Source organism: Pseudomonas sp. NPDC089428 (genome assembly GCF_044749325.1).
In the GTDB taxonomy this organism is placed as follows: domain Bacteria; phylum Pseudomonadota; class Gammaproteobacteria; order Pseudomonadales; family Pseudomonadaceae; genus Aquipseudomonas.
In genome coordinates this window covers 135,099-153,628 of the sequence record NZ_JBIVHT010000002.1, presented here as the reverse complement: position 1 = coordinate 153,628, position 18,530 = coordinate 135,099, and the positions used below count along the sequence as shown (strand labels likewise).

15 protein-coding genes are annotated in these 18,530 nt (G+C 62.4%); 10 read left to right on the top strand and 5 right to left on the bottom strand.

What is annotated here, in order from left to right:
* Position 1 precedes the first annotated feature (1 nt).
* The 5 genes from ACIPZ5_RS04020 (at position 2) to ACIPZ5_RS04000 (ending at position 6,747) form a co-directional block, all read left to right on the top strand.
* Positions 2–532, top strand: coding sequence for a DUF5943 domain-containing protein (locus tag ACIPZ5_RS04020; RefSeq protein ID WP_008091518.1), 531 nt, complete (start codon positions 2–4; stop codon positions 530–532).
* Positions 533–547: 15 nt separating this feature from the next.
* Complete coding sequence (gene dgcA, locus ACIPZ5_RS04015; RefSeq protein ID WP_046614485.1) at positions 548–2,608, top strand: dimethylglycine demethylation protein DgcA; 2,061 nt, start codon at positions 548–550, stop codon at positions 2,606–2,608.
* 173 nt (positions 2,609–2,781) lie between these two features.
* On the top strand, positions 2,782–4,734 hold the full coding sequence (gene dgcB, locus ACIPZ5_RS04010) for a dimethylglycine demethylation protein DgcB (RefSeq protein ID WP_400806841.1): 1,953 nt from the start codon (positions 2,782–2,784) through the stop codon (positions 4,732–4,734).
* Positions 4,734–5,966, top strand: a complete 1,233-nt coding sequence (locus ACIPZ5_RS04005) for an electron transfer flavoprotein subunit alpha/FixB family protein (protein WP_343594331.1) — start codon at positions 4,734–4,736, stop codon at positions 5,964–5,966. Before dgcB ends, ACIPZ5_RS04005 begins: the two co-directional genes overlap by 1 nt.
* A 10-nt stretch (positions 5,967–5,976) precedes the next feature.
* Positions 5,977–6,747, top strand: coding sequence for an electron transfer flavoprotein subunit beta (locus tag ACIPZ5_RS04000; RefSeq protein WP_400806839.1), 771 nt, complete (start codon positions 5,977–5,979; stop codon positions 6,745–6,747).
* Positions 6,748–6,883: 136 nt separating this feature from the next.
* Here the strand turns inward: ACIPZ5_RS04000 and ACIPZ5_RS03995 are convergent, their stop codons facing one another.
* Positions 6,884–7,087: a hypothetical protein gene (locus ACIPZ5_RS03995; protein WP_343594330.1), complete on the bottom strand. Its 204-nt coding sequence runs from the start codon at positions 7,085–7,087 to the stop codon at positions 6,884–6,886.
* Between the two features lie 677 nt (positions 7,088–7,764).
* Positions 7,765–9,057: a glycine-betaine demethylase subunit GbcA gene (gene gbcA / locus ACIPZ5_RS03990; RefSeq protein ID WP_261941872.1), complete on the bottom strand. Its 1,293-nt coding sequence runs from the start codon at positions 9,055–9,057 to the stop codon at positions 7,765–7,767.
* A gap of 295 nt (positions 9,058–9,352) precedes the next feature.
* Between gbcA and gbcB the strand changes: the two genes are divergently transcribed.
* Positions 9,353–10,453, top strand: a complete 1,101-nt coding sequence (gene gbcB, locus ACIPZ5_RS03985; RefSeq protein WP_261941871.1) for a glycine-betaine demethylase subunit GbcB — start codon at positions 9,353–9,355, stop codon at positions 10,451–10,453.
* Positions 10,454–10,560: 107 nt separating this feature from the next.
* Here the strand turns inward: gbcB and ACIPZ5_RS03980 are convergent, their stop codons facing one another.
* Positions 10,561–12,186 (bottom strand): methyl-accepting chemotaxis protein, encoded by a 1,626-nt coding sequence (locus ACIPZ5_RS03980; RefSeq protein ID WP_400806836.1) that lies wholly within the window; start codon positions 12,184–12,186, stop codon positions 10,561–10,563.
* Positions 12,187–12,462: 276 nt separating this feature from the next.
* Here ACIPZ5_RS03980 and ACIPZ5_RS03975 point away from each other — a divergent pair, with 276 nt between their 5' ends.
* From ACIPZ5_RS03975 to ACIPZ5_RS03965, 3 genes are all read left to right on the top strand, one after another.
* Complete coding sequence (locus ACIPZ5_RS03975) at positions 12,463–12,693, top strand: hypothetical protein (RefSeq protein WP_261941869.1); 231 nt, start codon at positions 12,463–12,465, stop codon at positions 12,691–12,693.
* Positions 12,690–12,992 carry a cell division protein ZapA gene (locus ACIPZ5_RS03970; RefSeq protein WP_085676306.1) on the top strand — a complete coding sequence of 101 codons (303 nt, stop codon included), beginning with the start codon at positions 12,690–12,692 and terminating at the stop codon, positions 12,990–12,992. The genes ACIPZ5_RS03975 and ACIPZ5_RS03970 overlap by 4 nt, the downstream gene beginning before the upstream one ends.
* Before the next feature lie 181 nt (positions 12,993–13,173).
* Positions 13,174–15,111 carry a methyl-accepting chemotaxis protein gene (locus ACIPZ5_RS03965; RefSeq protein ID WP_400806833.1) on the top strand — a complete coding sequence of 646 codons (1,938 nt, stop codon included), beginning with the start codon at positions 13,174–13,176 and terminating at the stop codon, positions 15,109–15,111.
* A 91-nt stretch (positions 15,112–15,202) separates the two neighbouring features.
* On the opposite strand, the gene ACIPZ5_RS03960 is transcribed toward ACIPZ5_RS03965, so the two are convergent.
* Together ACIPZ5_RS03960 and ACIPZ5_RS03955 are read right to left on the bottom strand one after the other, a co-directional pair.
* The gene (locus ACIPZ5_RS03960) at positions 15,203–15,649 is read right to left on the bottom strand and encodes a hypothetical protein (RefSeq protein ID WP_400806830.1); all 447 of its coding nucleotides are present in this window, start codon (positions 15,647–15,649) and stop codon (positions 15,203–15,205) included.
* A gap of 235 nt (positions 15,650–15,884) precedes the next feature.
* Positions 15,885–16,925: a low specificity L-threonine aldolase gene (locus ACIPZ5_RS03955; protein WP_343594326.1), complete on the bottom strand. Its 1,041-nt coding sequence runs from the start codon at positions 16,923–16,925 to the stop codon at positions 15,885–15,887.
* 347 nt (positions 16,926–17,272) lie between these two features.
* Between ACIPZ5_RS03955 and ACIPZ5_RS03950 the strand changes: the two genes are divergently transcribed.
* Positions 17,273–18,526, top strand: a complete 1,254-nt coding sequence (locus ACIPZ5_RS03950) for a serine hydroxymethyltransferase (protein ID WP_261941866.1) — start codon at positions 17,273–17,275, stop codon at positions 18,524–18,526.
* Positions 18,527–18,530: the final 4 nt, after the last annotated feature.

Here is an 18,530-nt window from a genome sequence, read left to right as displayed (position 1 = left end):
CATGGCCAAGATCGCCCCGCAATTGCCAATCGAAGTCGACAGCGAGACCGGTGTCTGGACCAGCGACGCCCTGCCGATGCTGTATGTGCCGCGCCATTTCTTCGTCAACAACCACATCGGCATCGAGGAAGTGCTGGGCGCCGACGCCTATGCCGAGATCCTCTACAAGGCCGGCTACAAGTCCGCCTGGCACTGGTGCGAGAAGGAAGCCGAATGCCATGGCCTGGAAGGCGTGGCGGTGTTCGAGCACTACATGAAGCGCCTGAGCCAGCGCGGCTGGGGCCTGTTCGAGATCCAGGACATCGACCTGGATAAAGGCACCTGCAGCGTCAAGCTCAAGCACTCCGCGTTCGTTTATGTCTATGGCAAGTGCGGCCGCAAGGTCGACTACATGTTCACCGGCTGGTTCGCCGGCGCCATGGACCAGATTCTCGCTGCCCGTGGCAGCAAGATCCGCACCGTGGCCGAACAGGTCTACGGCGGGTCGGAAGAAGGCCACGAAGATGGCCTGTTCGTCACAAAGCCGTTGTAAGCCGGAGATAGCGTCATGGCATTCGAAGCAATGTTCCAGCCGATCCAGATCGGCAAACTGACCATCCGCAACCGCGTGCTCAGCACCGCGCATGCCGAGGTCTACGCCACTGACGGCGGCATGACCACCGACCGCTACGTGAAGTACTACGAAGAGAAGGCCAAGGGCGGCATTGGCCTGGCGATCTGCGGCGGCTCCTCTGTCGTCGCCATCGACAGCCCGCAGGAATGGTGGTCGTCGGTCAACCTGTCGACCGACCGCATCATCCCGCACTTCCAGAACCTGGCTGACGCCATGCACAAGCATGGCGCCAAGATCATGATCCAGATTACCCACATGGGCCGTCGCTCGCGCTGGGACGGCTTCAACTGGCCGACCCTGATGTCGCCGTCGGGTATCCGTGAACCGGTGCACCGCGCTACCTGCAAGACCATCGAGGTCGAAGAGATCTGGCGCGTGATCGGCAACTACGCACAGGCTGCGCGTCGTGCCAAAGAGGGCGGCCTGGACGGCGTGGAATTATCGGCTGTGCACCAGCACATGATCGACCAGTTCTGGAGCCCGCGGGTCAACAAGCGCACCGACGAATGGGGCGGCACCTTCGAGGGCCGCATGAAGTTCGGCCTGGAAGTGCTCAAGGCCGTGCGTGCCGAAGTTGGCGACGACTTCTGCGTGGGTATGCGCATCTGCGGTGACGAATTCCACCCCGATGGCCTCAGCCACGAGGACATGAAGCAGATCGCCGCCTACTACGACGCCACCGGCATGATCGACTTCATCGGCGTGGTCGGCTCGGGTTGCGACACCCACAACACCCTGGCCAACGTCATCCCCAACATGAGCTACCCGCCGGAGCCGTTCCTGCACCTGGCGGCCGGCATCAAGGAAGTGGTCAAGGTTCCGGTGCTGCACGCGCAGAACATCAAGGACCCGAACCAGGCTACGCGCATTCTGGAAGGCGGTTACGTCGACATGGTCGGCATGACCCGCGCGCACATCGCCGACCCGCACCTGATCGCCAAGATCAAGATGGGCCAGGTCGACCAGATCAAGCAGTGCGTCGGCGCCAACTACTGCATCGACCGCCAGTACCAGGGCCTGGATGTGCTGTGCATCCAGAACGCCGCGACCTCCCGTGAATACATGGGGGTGCCGCACATCATCGAGAAGACCACCGGGCCCAAGCGCAAGGTCGTCATCGTCGGTGCCGGCCCTGCCGGCATGGAAGCAGCCCGCGTGGCGGCCGAGCGCGGCCACGACGTGACCGTGTTCGAGAAGAAGGACCAGATCGGCGGGCAGATCACCATCGCCGCCAAGGCGCCCCAGCGCGACCAGATCGCCGGTATCACCCGCTGGTACCAGCTGGAGTTCGCCCGCCTGAAGATCGACCTGCGCCTGGGCACCGCCGCTGACGTGGCGACCATCCAGGACCTGCGCCCGGACATCATCGTGCTGGCCGTGGGTGGGCATTCGTTCCTGGAGCAGAACGAGCACTGGGGCGCCGCCGAAGGGCTGGTGGTCAGCAGCTGGGATGTGCTCGACGGCAAGGTCGCGCCGGGCAAGAACGTGCTGGTGTACGACACCATCTGCGAATTCACCGGCATGTCGGTGGCCGACTTCATCGCCGACAAGGGCAGCCAGGTCGAGATCGTCACTGACGACATCAAGCCGGGCGTGGCCATGGGCGGTACCACCTTCCCGACCTACTACCGCAGCATGTACCCGAAAGAAGTGATCATGACCGGTGACATGATGCTGGAAAAGGTCTATCGCGAGGGCGACAAGCTGGTGGCGGTGCTCGAGAACGAGTACACCGGCGCCAAGGAAGAACGCGTGGTCGACCAGGTGGTGGTGGAGAACGGCGTGCGTCCTGACGAGCAGCTGTACTACGCGCTGAAGGAAGGTTCGCGCAACAAGGGCCAGATCGATGTGGAGGCGCTGTTCGCCATCAAGCCACAGCCGATCCTCAGCCAGCCGGGCGAGGGCTACCTGCTGTACCGCATCGGTGACTGCGTGGCCCAGCGCAACGTGCATGCGGCGATCTACGACGCCTTGCGCCTGTGCAAGGACTTCTGATCGGTCTGTCGGCACACACCGGCCCCTGTGGGAGCGGGCTTGCCCGCGAAAGCTTCAGCACGAACAACTTGGTTGTCTGACCTGACGCATTCGCGGGCGAGCCCGCTCCCACAGGGCTGGTGCAGGATTCCAGGGGCCTGAACCCCTAGCAACCGCTGTTGTGGGAGCCTCCCATGTTGAACACCCTTCTACCCATCCTGCTGTTCGCTGCCCTTGGCCTGGCAGTGCTCGGCGCCCTGCGCCGGGTGCGCATGTGGCGGCGCGGCCGGCCGTCCAAGGTCAACCTGATCGGCGGCCTGCTGGCCATGCCGCGGCGCTACCTGGTCGACCTGCACCACGTGGTCGAACGCGACAAGTACATGTCCAAGACCCACGTGGCCACCGCTGGCGGCTTCGTGCTGTCGGCCGCGCTGGCGATCCTGGTGCACGGCTTCGGCCTGCAGAGCAAGATTCTCGGCTACGCGCTGCTGGTCGCCACGGTGATCATGTTCACCGGGGCCATCTTTGTCTTCAAACGCCGCCTGAACCCGCCTTCGCGCCTGTCCAAGGGCCCTTGGATGCGCCTGCCGAAGAGCCTGCTGGTGTTCGCCGCCAGCTTCTTCATCGCCACCTTGCCGGTCGCTGGCATCCTGCCGGCCAACACGGGCGGCTGGGTGTTGGTCGGCATTCTCGGCCTGGGTGTGCTGTGGGGCGTGTCTGAGCTGTTCTTCGGCATGACCTGGGGCGGGCCGATGAAACACGCCTTCGCCGGCGCCCTGCACCTGGCCTGGCACCGCCGCGCCGAACGCTTTGGCGGCGGCCGCTCCACCGGCCTCAAGCCGCTGGACCTGGAAGACCGTAACGCGCCATTGGGCGTGGAAAAACCGGTGGACTTCACCTGGAACCAGCTGCTCGGTTTTGACGCCTGCGTGCAGTGCGGTAAATGTGAAGCCATGTGCCCGGCGTTCGCCGCGGGCCAGCCGCTGAACCCGAAAAAACTCATCCAAGACATGGTCATCGGCCTGGCCGGTGGCACCGATGCGCAATTCGCTGGCAGCCCATACCCAGGCAAACCGATCGGTGAACACGGCGGCAACCCGCACCAGCCGATCGTCAACGGCCTGGTCGATGCCGAGACGCTGTGGTCATGCACCACATGCCGTGCGTGCGTCGAGGAGTGCCCGATGATGATCGAGCACGTCGATGCCATCGTCGACATGCGCCGCCACCTCACGCTGGAGAAGGGTGCGACCCCGAACAAGGGCGCCGAAGTACTGGAAAACCTGATCGCCACCGACAACCCGGGCGGCTTCGCCCCGGGCGGGCGGATGAACTGGGCGGCCGACCTCAGCCTCAAACTGCTGTCGGAGGTGAAAACCACCGAAGTGCTGTTCTGGGTCGGCGACGGTGCCTTCGACATGCGCAACCAGCGCACCCTGCGTTCGTTCGTCAAAGTGCTCAAGGCCTCCGGCGTGGACTTCGCCGTGCTCGGCCTCGAAGAGCGCGACAGCGGTGACGTGGCGCGCCGCCTGGGCGATGAAGCGACCTTCCAGCAACTGGCCAAGCGCAACATCCAGACCCTGGCCAAGTACAAATTCCAGCGCATCGTCACCTGCGACCCGCACAGCTTCCATGTACTGAAGAACGAGTACGGAGCGCTGGGCGGCGACTATGAAGTGCTGCACCACAGCACCTACATTGCCGAACTGATCGAAGCGAAAAAACTCAATCTTGGCCAGCACAAGGGCGGCAGCGTCACCTACCACGACCCGTGCTACCTGGGCCGCTACAACGGTGAGTACGAAGCCCCGCGTGCGGTGCTCAAGGCGCTGGGTATCGAAGTGCGCGAAATGGAGCGCTCGGGCTTCCGTTCCCGTTGCTGCGGTGGTGGTGGCGGTGCGCCGATCACCGACATCCCCGGCAAGCAGCGTATCCCGGACATGCGCATGGACGATATCCGCGAAACCAAGGCCGAGCTGGTGGCCGTGGGTTGCCCGCAGTGCACCGCGATGCTCGAAGGCGTGGTCGAACCGCGCCCGCAGATCAAGGACCTCGCCGAGCTGGTGGCTGATGTGCTGATCGAAGAGGAAACTCCCGCGGCCCCAAAGTCGCCAACGGTTAAACGCGAACCTGCGGAGGTGCATTGATGAGCGATATTATCCGCCGCGATCCACGCGCCGAGTGGATCGCCCGTAACCGTCTGCATCCGCTGCACGCGGCGATGCAGACGCAACAGACCCGCTGGATGGGGCCCAACGGCCTGGTCCGCAAGAACCCCCATGCCATCGCCGCAGGTTTCATCGGCCCGGCCGGGCTCAAGCGCATCGACCGCAGCGGCGCCCAGCAGGGCACCGGTGTCGGCGGGCGGCGTACGGCGGCGGCCGAAGTGCAGCTGCCGCTGCACCAGGTGCCAGCGCCGGCGTTCTACATCGCCGTGGTACCGGACATGGTCGGCGGCCGCCTGAGCAGCCACGACCGCGACCTGCTGGGCCTGGCCCACGGCCTGGCCGGCAGTGACGGCGCAGTGCTGGCGGTGGTGTTCGGCGAACACAAGGAAAGCAACTTTTCCACTGCCGGTGTCGATCGCCTGCTGGTCCTCGAAGGCGAGGAGTTCGAAGGTTATGCACCGGAGCAACTGGTGCAGGGCCTGCGCGCTGTGGATAACCAGTTCACCCCACGCCACTGGCTGCTGCCAGACAGCCGAACCGGTGGCGGCGAACTGGGCCGTCGCCTCGGTGCGTCCCTCGGCGAACGCCCGGCGACGCGGGTCTGGCAGGTCAAGGACGGCCAGTGCATCGGCCGCGCCGGTGCCGGCCAGCAAGACCTGCAACGCGCCGTGCCACGCCTGATCCTGGGCGCGGCGGAGTGTGCCGAGCCGGTCAGCGAAACCCGTCACGAAGCGCTGCCGGTGGAGTTGTCCACAAGCGTGGTGCGCAGCTTGTCGCGCATCGAGGACCTGGGCTCGGTGGCCGTCGACCCGGCAACCATCGCCATGGCCGAAGCCGAGTTCATCGTCTCTGGCGGTAACGGCGTCAAGGACTGGGACCTTTATCACAAGGCTACTGCAGCCCTCGGCGCCACCGAAGGCGCCTCGCGGGTGGCGGTCGACGACGGCTTCATGCCGCGCAACCGCCAGGTCGGTGCTACCGGTACCTGGGTCACGGCACGGGTCTACGTGGCTGTCGGTATCTCCGGCGCGATCCAGCACCTGCAGGGCATCGGCGCCTGCGACAAGGTGGTGGCGATCAACATGGACCCGGGCTGCGACATGATCAAACGGGCCGACCTGTCGGTGATTGGCGACAGTTCGGCGATTCTCAAGGCACTGATCGAGGCTGTGGACAACTTCCGCAGCGGCGGCCAGCGCGACGCGGCATAAGGGCACGAGCATGAGTACGAAAGTGATCAGCCTGGTTTCCATCGGTGCCCACCCCAGCTCCGGCCGCGCCCGCCGCGCCGAGCAGGATGCCCGCGCGGTGGAGCTGGGTTTGCAGCTGGCTGGGGATAACTTGCAGGTGGTGCATGCCGGCGACCCGCGTGAAGAGACACTGCGCGCCTACCTGGGCATGGGCCTGGACCATCTGGATGTGCTGGAACAACCGGCCGGCGCCGATGTGCTGGGCGTGCTGGGTGATTATCTGCGCGATGCTGGCGCCCAACTGGTGCTGACCGGCAGCCAGGCCGAGACCGGTGAAGGGTCGGGCATGCTGCCATTCCTGCTGGCCGAAAAACTCGGCTGGCCTTTGGTGGTGGGGCTGGCCGAAGTGGAGTCGATCGACAACGGTACTGCCCAGGTACTGCAAGCGCTGCCACGTGGTCAGCGGCGCCGGCTGAAGGTACGCCTGCCGCTGCTGGCGACTGTGGATAACGCCGCGCCAAAGCCGCGCCAGAGCGCATTTGGCCCGGCTCGCCGGGGTGTGCTGGCGGCGCGCAATGTGGCGATCGTCGAAGATGAACTGCTGGCGGACGCCGAGCTGCAGCCGGCACGGCCACGGCCCAAGCGGCTCAAGGTGATCAAGGCCAAAAGCGGTGCGGACCGGATGAAGGCGGCCACGGCCAAGGCCAGTGGCGGTGGTGGCAAGGTGCTGAAGGATGTTTCTCCACAGGAAGGCGCCGAAGCCATCCTGAAGCTGCTGGTGGAAGAGGGCGTACTGCGCTGAACCTGGTGCTGTTTGTGGAAGTGGCTTTGGGTCGCGAGAGGGCTGCACTGCAGCCCTGGGACTTTTGCCGATACGCCCGATAACGCGATCACTGCGCGGGCTTATCGCGACGCAAGTCCGCTTCCACAAAAAAGCGCTATTGCCTGACCACGTTGAACGCCCAGTTTGCCAATCCTTTGGTGATCGGCTCGAACCACACCTGCTGCCCGGTCAAAAGTTCCCCATTCTGCGTGGCACAGCGCAATACCAGATAGTTCCAAGCCCGCCCCTCGGCCTTGATTACTCCCATCCCATGGCGATTATCAAACCACTTCACAGTCCCTGCGAGGCGGCTGTGCATAAGTCACTCCCGAATAATGGCCAAGTAGTAGCCCACACTGAATCACACGGGGCAATCGGGCGAAACTGGCAAAAATGATAGGTACTCCACTTTTTGCCCACGGAATCTGTTCGCGACTGTGTGGATAAAGTGTTTGCGCTTCGCTACAGGCCTTGTATTCCAAAGGCTGTGTCGGAATGCTCAATAAATGATCAGTGACATGAAGGTTGAAAGCGGGCTGCCGTCGGATGGGGGCGGCCACGTTTCCCACAATCACTGTTGGCGGCTCTGTGGATAAACTGTTTGGTAACCGCTGAAGGCCCCGAAATCATTGGGCTGAAATACATTGGTCAGTAAATGATCAAAGTCGTTTATTTACACCGGAAGCCAGCTTTTTCAGGCACTTGCGTTGCTTATCCACAATGATTTTCGCGGCTGATGGGATCTGCACACAAAATCTGTTGGCGCTTCTGTGGACAAGGTGTTCGGGAGGGGCTACAAGCCTTTAGATCAGAGGCTTTGAACGTTTTGATCAATTATTGATCAGCAGCGGTCGGCGTGCGGGCTGCACGCTTTGCTGTCGGTATTCTCTAGAGGTTCAGGTAAACCTGTGGATAACATGTGATGAAGCTCTGGATCGTCATGTAAAACGCCACGGCGAGGGTAACCCGGCCGTGGCGTTCATTACTGCAGCGCCGTTACTGCGCCTTTACTTCCTTCAGGTAGGGCGCCGGCTCTGCGCCCAGGTTCTCCAGCACACGCTGGCTGTACCAGTCGATGAAGTTCACCACCCCGAACTCGTAGGTCTTGGAGTAAGGGCCTGGTTGATAGGCAGTGGAGTTGATCCCGCGCTGGTTCTCTTCGGCCAGGCGACGGTCCTGGTCGTTGGTGGCATCCCACACCTTGCGCATGTGCTCAGGGTTGTAGTCCACACCTTCCACGGCATCCTTGTGCACCAGCCATTTGGTGGTGACCATGGTCTCCTGGGCGCTGATCGGCCACACGGTGAACACGATCATGTGGTCGCCCATGCAGTGGTTCCACGAGTGCGGCAGGTGCAGGATGCGCATCGAGCCGAGGTCCGGGTTCTTGATGCGGCCCATCAGCTTCTGGCAGGCCTGCTTGCCGTCCATGGTCATCGACACGGTGCCCTTGAGCAGCGGCATGCGCACGATGCGGTTACGCAGGCCGTGGCTCTTGTGCAGGTACGGGATCTTCTCGGCTTCCCAGGCGGCAGCGGAGGCAGCCACGTGGTCCTTGAAGGCCTGGTCGGCGCGCGGGTCGTTGGTGTCGTCCCACTCCAGCAGGGTTTGCAGCAGTTCTGGGTGCGAACCGGAGCAGTGGTAGCACTCGCGGTTGTTTTCCAGTACCAGCTTCCAGTTGGCCTTTTCCATCAAAGTGGTCTGCACCGCCACCTTGGTGTTCTCCATGTCGTACGGTTCCATGTAGTGTTCCAGGGTGGCCAGGAACTCGTCGATGGCAGGTGGGTTTTCCGCCAGGCTGATGAAGATGTAGCCGCCGGCTACTTTCACGTTCACAGGCTTGAGGCCGTACTCCTTCATGTCGAAGTCGTCGCCCATTTCGGTGCCCGCGAACAGCAGGCGGCCGTCCAGCTCGTAGGTCCACTGGTGGTAGTGGCAGACCAGCTTGGCCACCTTGCCTTTATCGCTGACACACAGGCGCGAACCGCGGTGGCGGCAGACGTTGTGGAAGGCGTGCACCTTGCCTTCAGCGCCACGCACCACCAGGATCGGGTTCTTGCCGATCTGCAGGGTGATGTAGTTGCCCTTGGCCGGGATCTCGCAGGTCATGCCGGCGATCAGCCATTCCTTCTGGAAGATCTCCTCCATGTCGATCTGGAACAGACGCTCGTCGGTGTAGAACGGCTGGGGCAGCGAGTAGGTGCGCTCGCGGGTCTGCAGCATCTCGGCGGTGGCCTTGCGTGCAGGTTCCAGTGGATCGCCCAGGCTCAGGGTTGCGGTGACGTCCATCGTGTATTCCTCGGGGCCGTGTGCGGCCGGCAAAAGGTGGCTAATCGTTGTTGTGGTGCCGCAAGGCTGTCTGTCGCAAAACAGCAGGTTCTTTTGCCGTGGAGTGTGCGTCCGAAGACGCCATGAACCGTATCCATGGGCGACATGGCCGATTTGAATTACGACGCGCCAGCCCTTGTGGCGCGGGGCTGGTCGCGATAAGCACGCCGATGTCGCTGGCAGGAATGTACGTCGTCTTCAGCTTGCGCATTATCCAAGCCATAAAAAGGGCCATAGTCGGCCGCTGGAGATGAACATGTCCGATACCTTCCTCAATCCGGTCACCACCCAGACCTGGGCCAACGGCCGCCACATCGTGCGCTGCGTCAAGGTCATCCAGGAGACCTGGGACGTGCGCACCTTCTGCTTCATGGCTGACCAGCCGATCATGTTCTTCTTCAAGCCCGGGCAGTTCGTCACCCTGGAGCTGGAAATCGAAGGCAAGCCGGTGATGCGCTCTTACACCATCTCCAGTTCGCCGTCGGTGCCCTACAGCTTCTCGATCACGGTCAAGCGTGTACCTGGCGGGCTGGTGTCCAACTTCCTCCACGACACCATGCACGAAGGCGCCGAGCTGCCGGTGCACGGGCCGGTGGGGTTGTTCAACGCCATCGATTTCCCGGCGCCGAAGGTGCTGTACCTTTCGGGCGGCGTGGGCATCACCCCGGTGATGTCGATGGCGCGCTGGTTCTACGACACCAACGCCAACGTCGACATGGTGTTCGTGCACAGTGCCCGCTCGCCGAAGGACATCATCTATCACCGCGAGCTGGAACAGATGGCCTCGCGCATTCCCAACTTCAGCCTGCACATCATCTGCGAGAAGCATGGGCTGGGTGAGCCTTGGGCGGGTTATCGCGGTTACCTGAACCAGCGCCTGATGGAGCTGATCGCGCCGGACTACATGGAACGCGTGGTGTTCTGCTGTGGCCCGACGCCGTACATGAGCGCGGTGAAGCGCATGCTCGAAGCGGTCGGCTTCGACATGAAGAACTACCACGAGGAATCGTTCGGCGCGACGCCGGCAGAGGCCAAGGCCGATGCGGTGGAGCATGCCGAGCAGGCGGCCGATGCACCGGAAGTGGATGCTTCGGACCTCAACCTGGTGGAATTCATCGGCAGCGAGAGGAGCATCCGCGTTGCTCCGGGCGAGACTGTGCATGCGGCGGCGGCGAAAGTTGGGCTGATGATCCCGAAAGCCTGCGGCATGGGTATCTGCGGGACCTGCAAGGTGCTCAAGCTGGGTGGCGAAGTGGAGATGGAGCACAACGGCGGGATTACCGAGGAAGACGAAGCCGAGGGCTACATCCTGTCGTGCTGCAGTGTGCCGAAAGGGGACGTGCGGATCGATTACTGATCCAGCGGCCAGTCTGGGTTTTTCGCGGGCAAGCCCGCTCCCACAGGATCACCGCTCTCTTCAAGACTGCGGTGAACCTGTGGGAGCGGGCTTGCCCGCGAATGCTTTCAGGTGCGGAAGCGGGCGACCAGACTGTTAAGGTCCACCGCCAGGCGCGACAGCTCGGCACTCGCCGCGCTGGTCTGATGCGCCCCGGTAGCACTCTGCACCGACAGGTCGTTGATGTTCACCAGGTTGCGGTCCACCTCCCGCGCCACCTGGGCCTGTTCTTCGGCCGCACTGGCAATCACCAGGTTACGCTCGTTGATCTGCGCCACGGCGGCAGCAATGGTGTCCAGCGCCATGCCGGCTCCCTTGGCGATGTTCAGCGTCGACTCGGCGCGCTCGGTGCTGGTGCGCATCGATTCCACCGCCTCTTCGGTACCGCCCTGGATGCTGCCGATCATGCGCTCGATTTCGCTGGTCGACTGCTGGGTGCGGTGGGCCAGTGCCCGCACTTCATCCGCCACCACGGCAAAACCACGCCCGGCCTCACCCGCGCGTGCCGCTTCGATCGCAGCATTCAGCGCCAGCAGGTTGGTCTGGTCGGCCAGACCGCGGATCACATCGAGCACCTTGCCGATGTCGCGCGATTGTTCGGCCAGGTGAGTGATCAGCTTGGCGGTGCCCTGAACGTCCGTGCTCATGCGCTCGATGGCGCCCACGGTTTCCATCACCAGGTCGCGGCCGTCGCCGGCCGAGCGGCTGGCTTCGCTGGAGGCCTCCGAGGTGCTGACCGCATTGCGCGCGACTTCTTCCACGGCGCTGGTCATCTCGGTGACGGCGGTCGCTGCCTGTTCGATTTCATTGTTCTGCTGTTGCAGGCCGCGGGCGCTTTCGTCGGTGACGCAGTTCAGTTCCTCGGCCGCCGAGGCCAACTGGGTGGCGGAACCGGCGATCAGTTGCAAGGTGTCGCGCAGCTTGTCCTGCATGCGGGCCATGGCGCCTTGCAGCCGGGCTGCTTCGTCGGTGCCTTCGGCGCGGATGACCTTGGTCAGGTCACCGTCGGCCACCTGTTCGGCGGCCTGCAGTGCTTCTTCGATCGGTTTGACGATGCTGCGGGTCAGCAGGAACGCGCAGAGGAAGGTCAGGGCAGTGGCGGCAACCAACAAGCCGATTACCAGGGCGAACGCGCTGTTGTACTGGTTGGCGGCGGTTTCATTGGTGGTGCGGGTCTGCTCGGTGTTGATCTGGACCAGGGTCTCCATGACCTTGTTGATCTGTTCGGAGTTGGCCAGCAGGTCGCGATTGAGCAGGTCACGCAGTTCGTCCAGGCGGTCGGCCTGGCTCAGGCTGCGCATGCGTGACTCGAGCTGGCGATACTGGTTGAGCAGCTGGGTGTACTGCTCGAAGGCAGCCCGCTCGTCGGCTGCCGTGATCATTGGCAGGTAGGCCTGGCGGGCACGGTCGATCTGGGCGTTGCGCTGGTCCAGCAGATTGAGGGTGTCGCGCTGGGTTTCCGGTTCGCGGTTGAGCAGCAGCCGGTAGGACAGTGTGCGCATGCGCAGGTTGAGCGCAGCCAGTTCATCGAGCGTCTTGATGCTGGGCACGCTGTTTACTTCGATGGTCACGCCGGCCTGTCGGATGTTGCCCATCTGCATGAGCGAGAAGATACCAAGGCCGAGCATGAGGGCGCCGATCAGAGCGAACCCGAGCAACGCGCGCGGGGCGATGTTCATGTTGCGTAGTGACATGGAGAGAGTCCAGGGAGGATGTGAGGAGGCGCGGTCCGTGCGACGGAATATGACCTACCTGTCTATCGGTCGTGACTGATCAGTCTTGAGGATGAACAGTTGAAAGTTTTCAGCTCACTGTCCGGTTACCTGACCGGCGGTTGACCCAGGTCGGAACAAGGGGCCCGATACCCTGTCAATCTGCGGGGTAGAAACCTTAAGAATCCGATATTTAATGGCGGGGGCTCACGCTTTTCTTTATCGTGTGCGCCCTTTGCAACAACCCGAGATAGACCCATGCTGGAAGCCTCCCTGAATCAACTCGAGCAACTGGTCAGCGACCTGATGCAGAAAAACGCTCAACTCACCGAGCAGAACACCACCCTCGGCCAGGCACTGGCCCAGGCCAAGGAAGAGAACGAAACCCTGCAGCTGTCGCTGATGGAGCAGGAAGAGAAACACGGCGCCACCGCTGCGCGCATCCAGGCGCTGGTCGAGCGCGCCAGTGCAGGCGTCGTCGGCGCATGAGACTGCAAGCGCAGCCGATCAATGTCGTATCGATCCTCGGCAGCGACTATTCGATCAAGGCGCCCGAAGGCCAGGAGGAAACCCTGGCGCAGGCGGTGCGGATGCTCAACACCGCCCTGGCCGAGACCAAGCGTTCGTACCCGACCCTGATCGGCGACAAGCTGCTGGTTCTGGCCGCGCTGAATCTGTGTTCCAAGCAGGTCGAACTGCAGAAGGAACACCAGCTGACCCTTGAGCGTACCCAGGCGCAGATCGACGCCACGGTGGACGCCATCGTCCGGACCATCGCCGAACAGTAAGTATTGGTACTGGCCCTCTGTGGGAGCGGGCTTGCCCGCGAATACGATGGTGAATCCGCCGCCGCATTCGCGGGCAAGCTCGCTCCCACATGATCGGCGTTGTTGTTCCAGATCACTGGATTAACTGAATACGCAAGTGTATACACTTACCGCAAAACAATAATTAGCGGGGAGCATGGGCATGCGTATCTGGCGTAAGAGCATCCAGTGGCAATTGATCGCGAGCATGGGCGCCGCCCTGTTGGCGAGTATCCTGGTGGTGGTGGTCATCTTCACGGTGGCGCTCAACCGCCTGACCGAACGTTACCTGGTCGATACGGCCTTGCCGGCCAGCATCGAAGCGATCCGCAACGATATCGAGCGCATGCTCGGCCAGCCTTTGGTGGCCGCGGCCGACATCGCCGGCAACACCCTGCTGCGCGACTGGCTCGCGGCGGGTGAAAACCCCGCCGAGGCGGCTCGCTTCGTCGAATACCTGGAAGCCTCCCGGCAACGTAACCAGGCCTTCACCACCATGTTCGCCGCCACCAGCACCGGTCACTACTACAACGAAAAGGGGCTCGACCGCACCCTGAGCCGTACCAACCCCAAGGACGCCTGGTTCTACGGCTACATCGACAGCGGTGCCGAGCGCCTGATCAACATCGACATCGACGGTTCCACCGGCGAGCTGGCGCTGTTCATCGACTATCGCGTGGAAAAGGCCGGCAAGCTGGTGGGTGTGGCCGGCATGGGCTTGCGCATGAGCGAGTTGTCTAAGCTGATCCACGACTTCAGCTTCGGCGAGCATGGCAAGGTGTTCCTGGTGCGCAACGACGGGCTGATTCAAGTGCACCCGGATAACGCCTTCAGCGGCAAGCGTCAGCTGGCCGAGCAGGTTGGCGACGAGGCGGCGAAAGCGGTAATGGCCCAGGCAGGCAAGTTGCAGAGCAGCCGCTTCAGCCGCGATGGCGAAACCTATGTTGCCCTTGGCCTGCCGCTGCGTGACCTCAACTGGACCTTGGTGGCCGAGGTGCCTGAGTCGGAGATCTACGCACCGATGCGCCATGCGGTGTGGCTGACCAGCCTGATCGGTGGCGCGGTGGCGTTGATCTCCTTGCTGCTGGTGGTGGTGCTGGCGCGCGGGCTGGTGCGCCCGATCCGTCGCGTCACCGCCGCGCTGGTACAGATCGGCAGTGGCGGTGGCGACCTCAGCCACCGTCTGGATGATGCCCGCCAGGATGAACTGGGCGACCTGGCCCGTGGTTTCAACCGCTTTCTCGACAGCCAGCGCAGCCTGATCGGCGAGGTGCTGCGTACCAGTGAGCGCCTGCATCAGGCCGTGGGGCAGGTGGCCCAGGTGGTGGATAACACCGCCGAACGCTCTGGGCGCCAGCAGGAAATGACCGAGATGGTCGCCACCGCTGTGCACGAGATGGGGCTGACCGTTCAGGACATCGCCCGCAATGCCGGTGATGCGGCCGAGGCTTCGCAGTCGGCCCGCGACGAAGCGTTGCAGGCCCGAGAGGTGGTGCGGCGCTCGATCCAGGGCATCGAAGGTATGTCGGGTGATATCGGCAAGGCAGCTGATGCGGTGAGCCAGTTGGCTGAAGAAGTTGCCTCGATCGATGAAGTACTGGCGGTGATACGCAGCATTTCCGAACAGACCAACCTGCTGGCGCTGAATGCCGCCATCGAAGCGGCGAGGGCGGGGGAGATGGGCCGTGGCTTTGCAGTGGTGGCCGATGAAGTACGAACCCTGGCACGGCGCACGCAGCTGTCGACCGATGAAGTGCAGCAGATGATCCAGCGCCTCAAACATGGCGCGGGCTCGGCGGTGAGTTCGATGCAGGCAGGGCAGCAGGCGACCGGCAGTGGCGTGGAGTCGAGCCAGCGTACTGGCGCCTCGCTTGGTGCGATTACAGACCGGGTAGAGCATATCAGCGACATGAACCACCAGGTGGCCACGGCGACCGAGGAACAGTCGGCGGTAACTGAAGAGATCAACCGGACGGTGCAGGGGATTTCCGACCTGGCGCGAGAGACTGCTGTCGAGGTGCAGGGGTGCCGCGAAGAATGCCAGGCGTTGCGAGGGTTGGCCAATGACCTGGCTCGGCAAATGAGCGGATTCAAATTGTAAGGTGAACGCTCATCATTGCGGTGGGCACCACGGCGCAAGGTTGCTCGTACGCCCCGAGCAGCCTTGCGTATGCCGGATTAGCTGTTCGTTATTAGACTGTTTGAGGTTTGTTAATGAAATAGTCGACGGTGATGTCATCTTCGCTGAAGATATGGATTTCAACGAGGGGAGACGAGTTGTTAATATCGAGGCCTTTGAACTTGAATTTCGCTTGCGAAGTAAAAGCCGCTACGTCGGCGGCATCTGTGAAGAGGTAACGATCGTCCTCGATGTAAATGGTCGCTGATACATCATTAGTCCGGTTTTCAAGGGGGGCTGGTGAAATGTGATTGCTTGGGGTGAGTTCAAAAGTTTGAGTGACTAATTCTTCATCGCCGGTTACGGAAATGGTTGAAACTTCTCCAGTAAGTGAGTCGTTATCAGAGGCGATTCGTACGTAGCTTCCGATTTTTAGCGATGCTAAATTTTTTATGGCTTCACGGTTGTTGGTGATTTCAATCGTTTTGTTGGTAGTCTTGAATTTCAAAGTTGTGCTCATGGGTAAGTCCCTCAAGAAGGTTAGTTCTGATTTACGAAGAAACTACTACTTTCGAGATTGATTTTTACTCCATGGAGCTGGCAGCGCAACTGACAAAACTGATAGTTGTTAGTTCCAGGTGTAAGCGTTAGGGCTGTAAGCGAGACCAGCACAATTGAATGTCGACTGAGGTGAGTATTCAGGGTCGGGGCAGGGAAAGCAGCGGTACTCACCGCCGCTGCCCACACTGTCCGCGTCATGCACTTAATATGTTGCGGATATCCGCCGCCAACTCGCGCACCCGCTCTTCCTCGGTATCCCACGAGCACATGAACCGTGCCCCACCACTGCCAATAAAGGTATAGAACCGCCACCCCCTGCCGCGCAGCGCTTCAATCGCATGCTCCGGCATTTGCAGGAACACGCCGTTGGCCTCCACCGGGAACATCAGCTCCACCCCCGGCAAGTCACTCACCAACGACGCCAGCAATTGCGCGCAATGGTTGGCATGGGTGCCATGGCGCAACCAGGCGCCATCCTCCAGCAGCCCGACCCACGGCGCCGACAGGAAGCGCATCTTCGACGCCAGTTGCCCGGCCTGCTTGCAGCGGTAGTCGAAATCTTCGGCCAGCTGGCGGTTGAAGAACAGGATTGCCTCGCCCACCGCCATGCCGTTCTTGGTACCGCCAAAGCACAGTACATCGACGCCGGCCTTCCAGGTCAGCTCAGCTGGGCTGCAGCCGAGGAACGCGCAGGCATTGGTAAAGCGCGCGCCGTCCATGTGCAGGTTCAGGCCCAGCTCCTTGCAGGTGGCGCTGATCGCCTTGAGCTCGTCGGGGCGATAGACGGTACCGACCTCGGTGGCCTGGGTAATGGTGACCACCCGCGGCTTGGGGTAGTGGATGTCCTGGCGTTTGAGTGCCACTTCGCGGATCGATTGTGGTGTCAGCTTGCCGTTGACGCTGGGTGCAGTGAGTAGCTTGGAGCCGTTGGAGAAGAACTCCGGCGCGCCGCATTCGTCGGTTTCGACGTGGGCGGTCTCGGAGCAGATCACGCTGTGGTAGCTCTGGCACAGCGAGGCCAGGGCCAGGGAGTTGGCGGCGGTGCCGTTGAAGGCGAAGAACACCTCGCAGTCGGTTTCGAACAGCTTGCGGAAGTATTCCGAGGCGCGCTCGGTCCACTGGTCGTCGCCGTAGGCGCGGTCGTGGCCGTGGTTGGCCTTCTCCATTGCCGCCCAGGCTTCGGGGCAAATACCGGAATAGTTGTCGCTGGCGAATTGTTGGCTCTTATCTGTCATGACACTGTCCTGTGAACGACGCAGAACAGCACTCTAAACCATCGATTCAGCGGTTGCCTATACAAGCTGTGCATGGGCTTGTTTCCGTGTTCTCAGGACCGGCCTCTTCGCGGGCAAGCCCGCTCCCACAAGGTTTGTGGCAGGCCCTTGCACAGGGGTTGGCCCAGACCTGCGCGGTCCTTGTGGGAGCGGGCTTGCCCGCGAAGGGGCCAACACCGCAACGAATGTCGTAAACGCGCCATTGCAAGGCGTGCGCAGGCATCTGACCCGCCCCGGCCAGTCATAACATCGCCACAAAGGGCCACAGTGCCCCACGACAAAAAACGATCGCTGCCGGGAGATACACGATGTTCAGCAAGCAAGACCAGATCCAGGGTTATGACGATGCACTGCTGGCGGCGATGAATGCCGAAGAACAGCGTCAGGAAGATCACATCGAGCTGATCGCTTCTGAGAACTACACCAGCAAGCGCGTCATGCAGGCCCAGGGCAGCGGCCTGACCAACAAGTACGCCGAAGGCTACCCGGGCAAGCGCTACTACGGTGGCTGCGAGCACGTCGACAAGGTCGAGGCACTGGCCATCGAGCGCGCCAAGCAGCTGTTCGGTGCCGACTACGCCAACGTCCAGCCGCACTCCGGCTCTTCGGCCAACGGCGCCGTTTACCTGGCCCTGCTGCAGGCCGGTGACACCATTCTCGGCATGAGCCTGGCCCACGGCGGCCACCTGACCCACGGCGCCAAGGTGTCGTCCTCGGGCAAGCTGTACAACGCTGTGCAATATGGCATCGACACCAACACCGGCCTGATCGACTACGACGAAGTCGAGCGCCTGGCCGTCGAGCACAAGCCAAAGATGATCGTTGCCGGTTTCTCGGCCTACTCCAAGACCCTCGACTTCCCACGCTTCCGCGCCATCGCCGACAAGGTCGGTGCGCTGCTGTTCGTCGACATGGCCCACGTGGCCGGCCTCGTTGCCGCTGGCCTGTACCCGAACCCGATTCCGTTCGCTGACGTGGTGACCACCACCACCCACAAGACCCTGCGCGGCCCACGTGGCGGCCTGATCCTGGCCAAGTCGAACGAAGAGATCGAGAAGAAGCTCAACGCCGCCGTATTCCCGGGCGCCCAGGGCGGCCCGCTGATGCACGTGATCGCCGCCAAGGCCGTGTGCTTCAAAGAGGCACTGGAGCCAGGCTTCAAGGCCTACCAGAAGCAGGTCATCGAAAACGCCCAGGCCATGGCCCAGGTGTTCATCGACCGCGGCTACGACGTGGTCTCCGGCGGCACCGACAACCACCTGTTCCTGGTCAGCCTGATCCGCCAGGGCCTGACCGGCAAAGATGCCGACGCCGCCCTGGGCCGCGCGCACATTACCGTCAACAAGAACGCCGTACCGAACGACCCGCAGTCGCCGTTCGTCACATCGGGCCTGCGCATCGGCACCCCGGCCGTCACCACCCGCGGCTTCAAGGTCGCGCAGTGTGTAGCCCTGGCCGGCTGGATCTGCGACATCCTCGACAACCTCGGTGACGCAGACGTCGAAGCCGATGTGGCGAAGAACGTCGCGGCCCTGTGCGCTGACTTCCCTGTTTACCGCTGAGTGG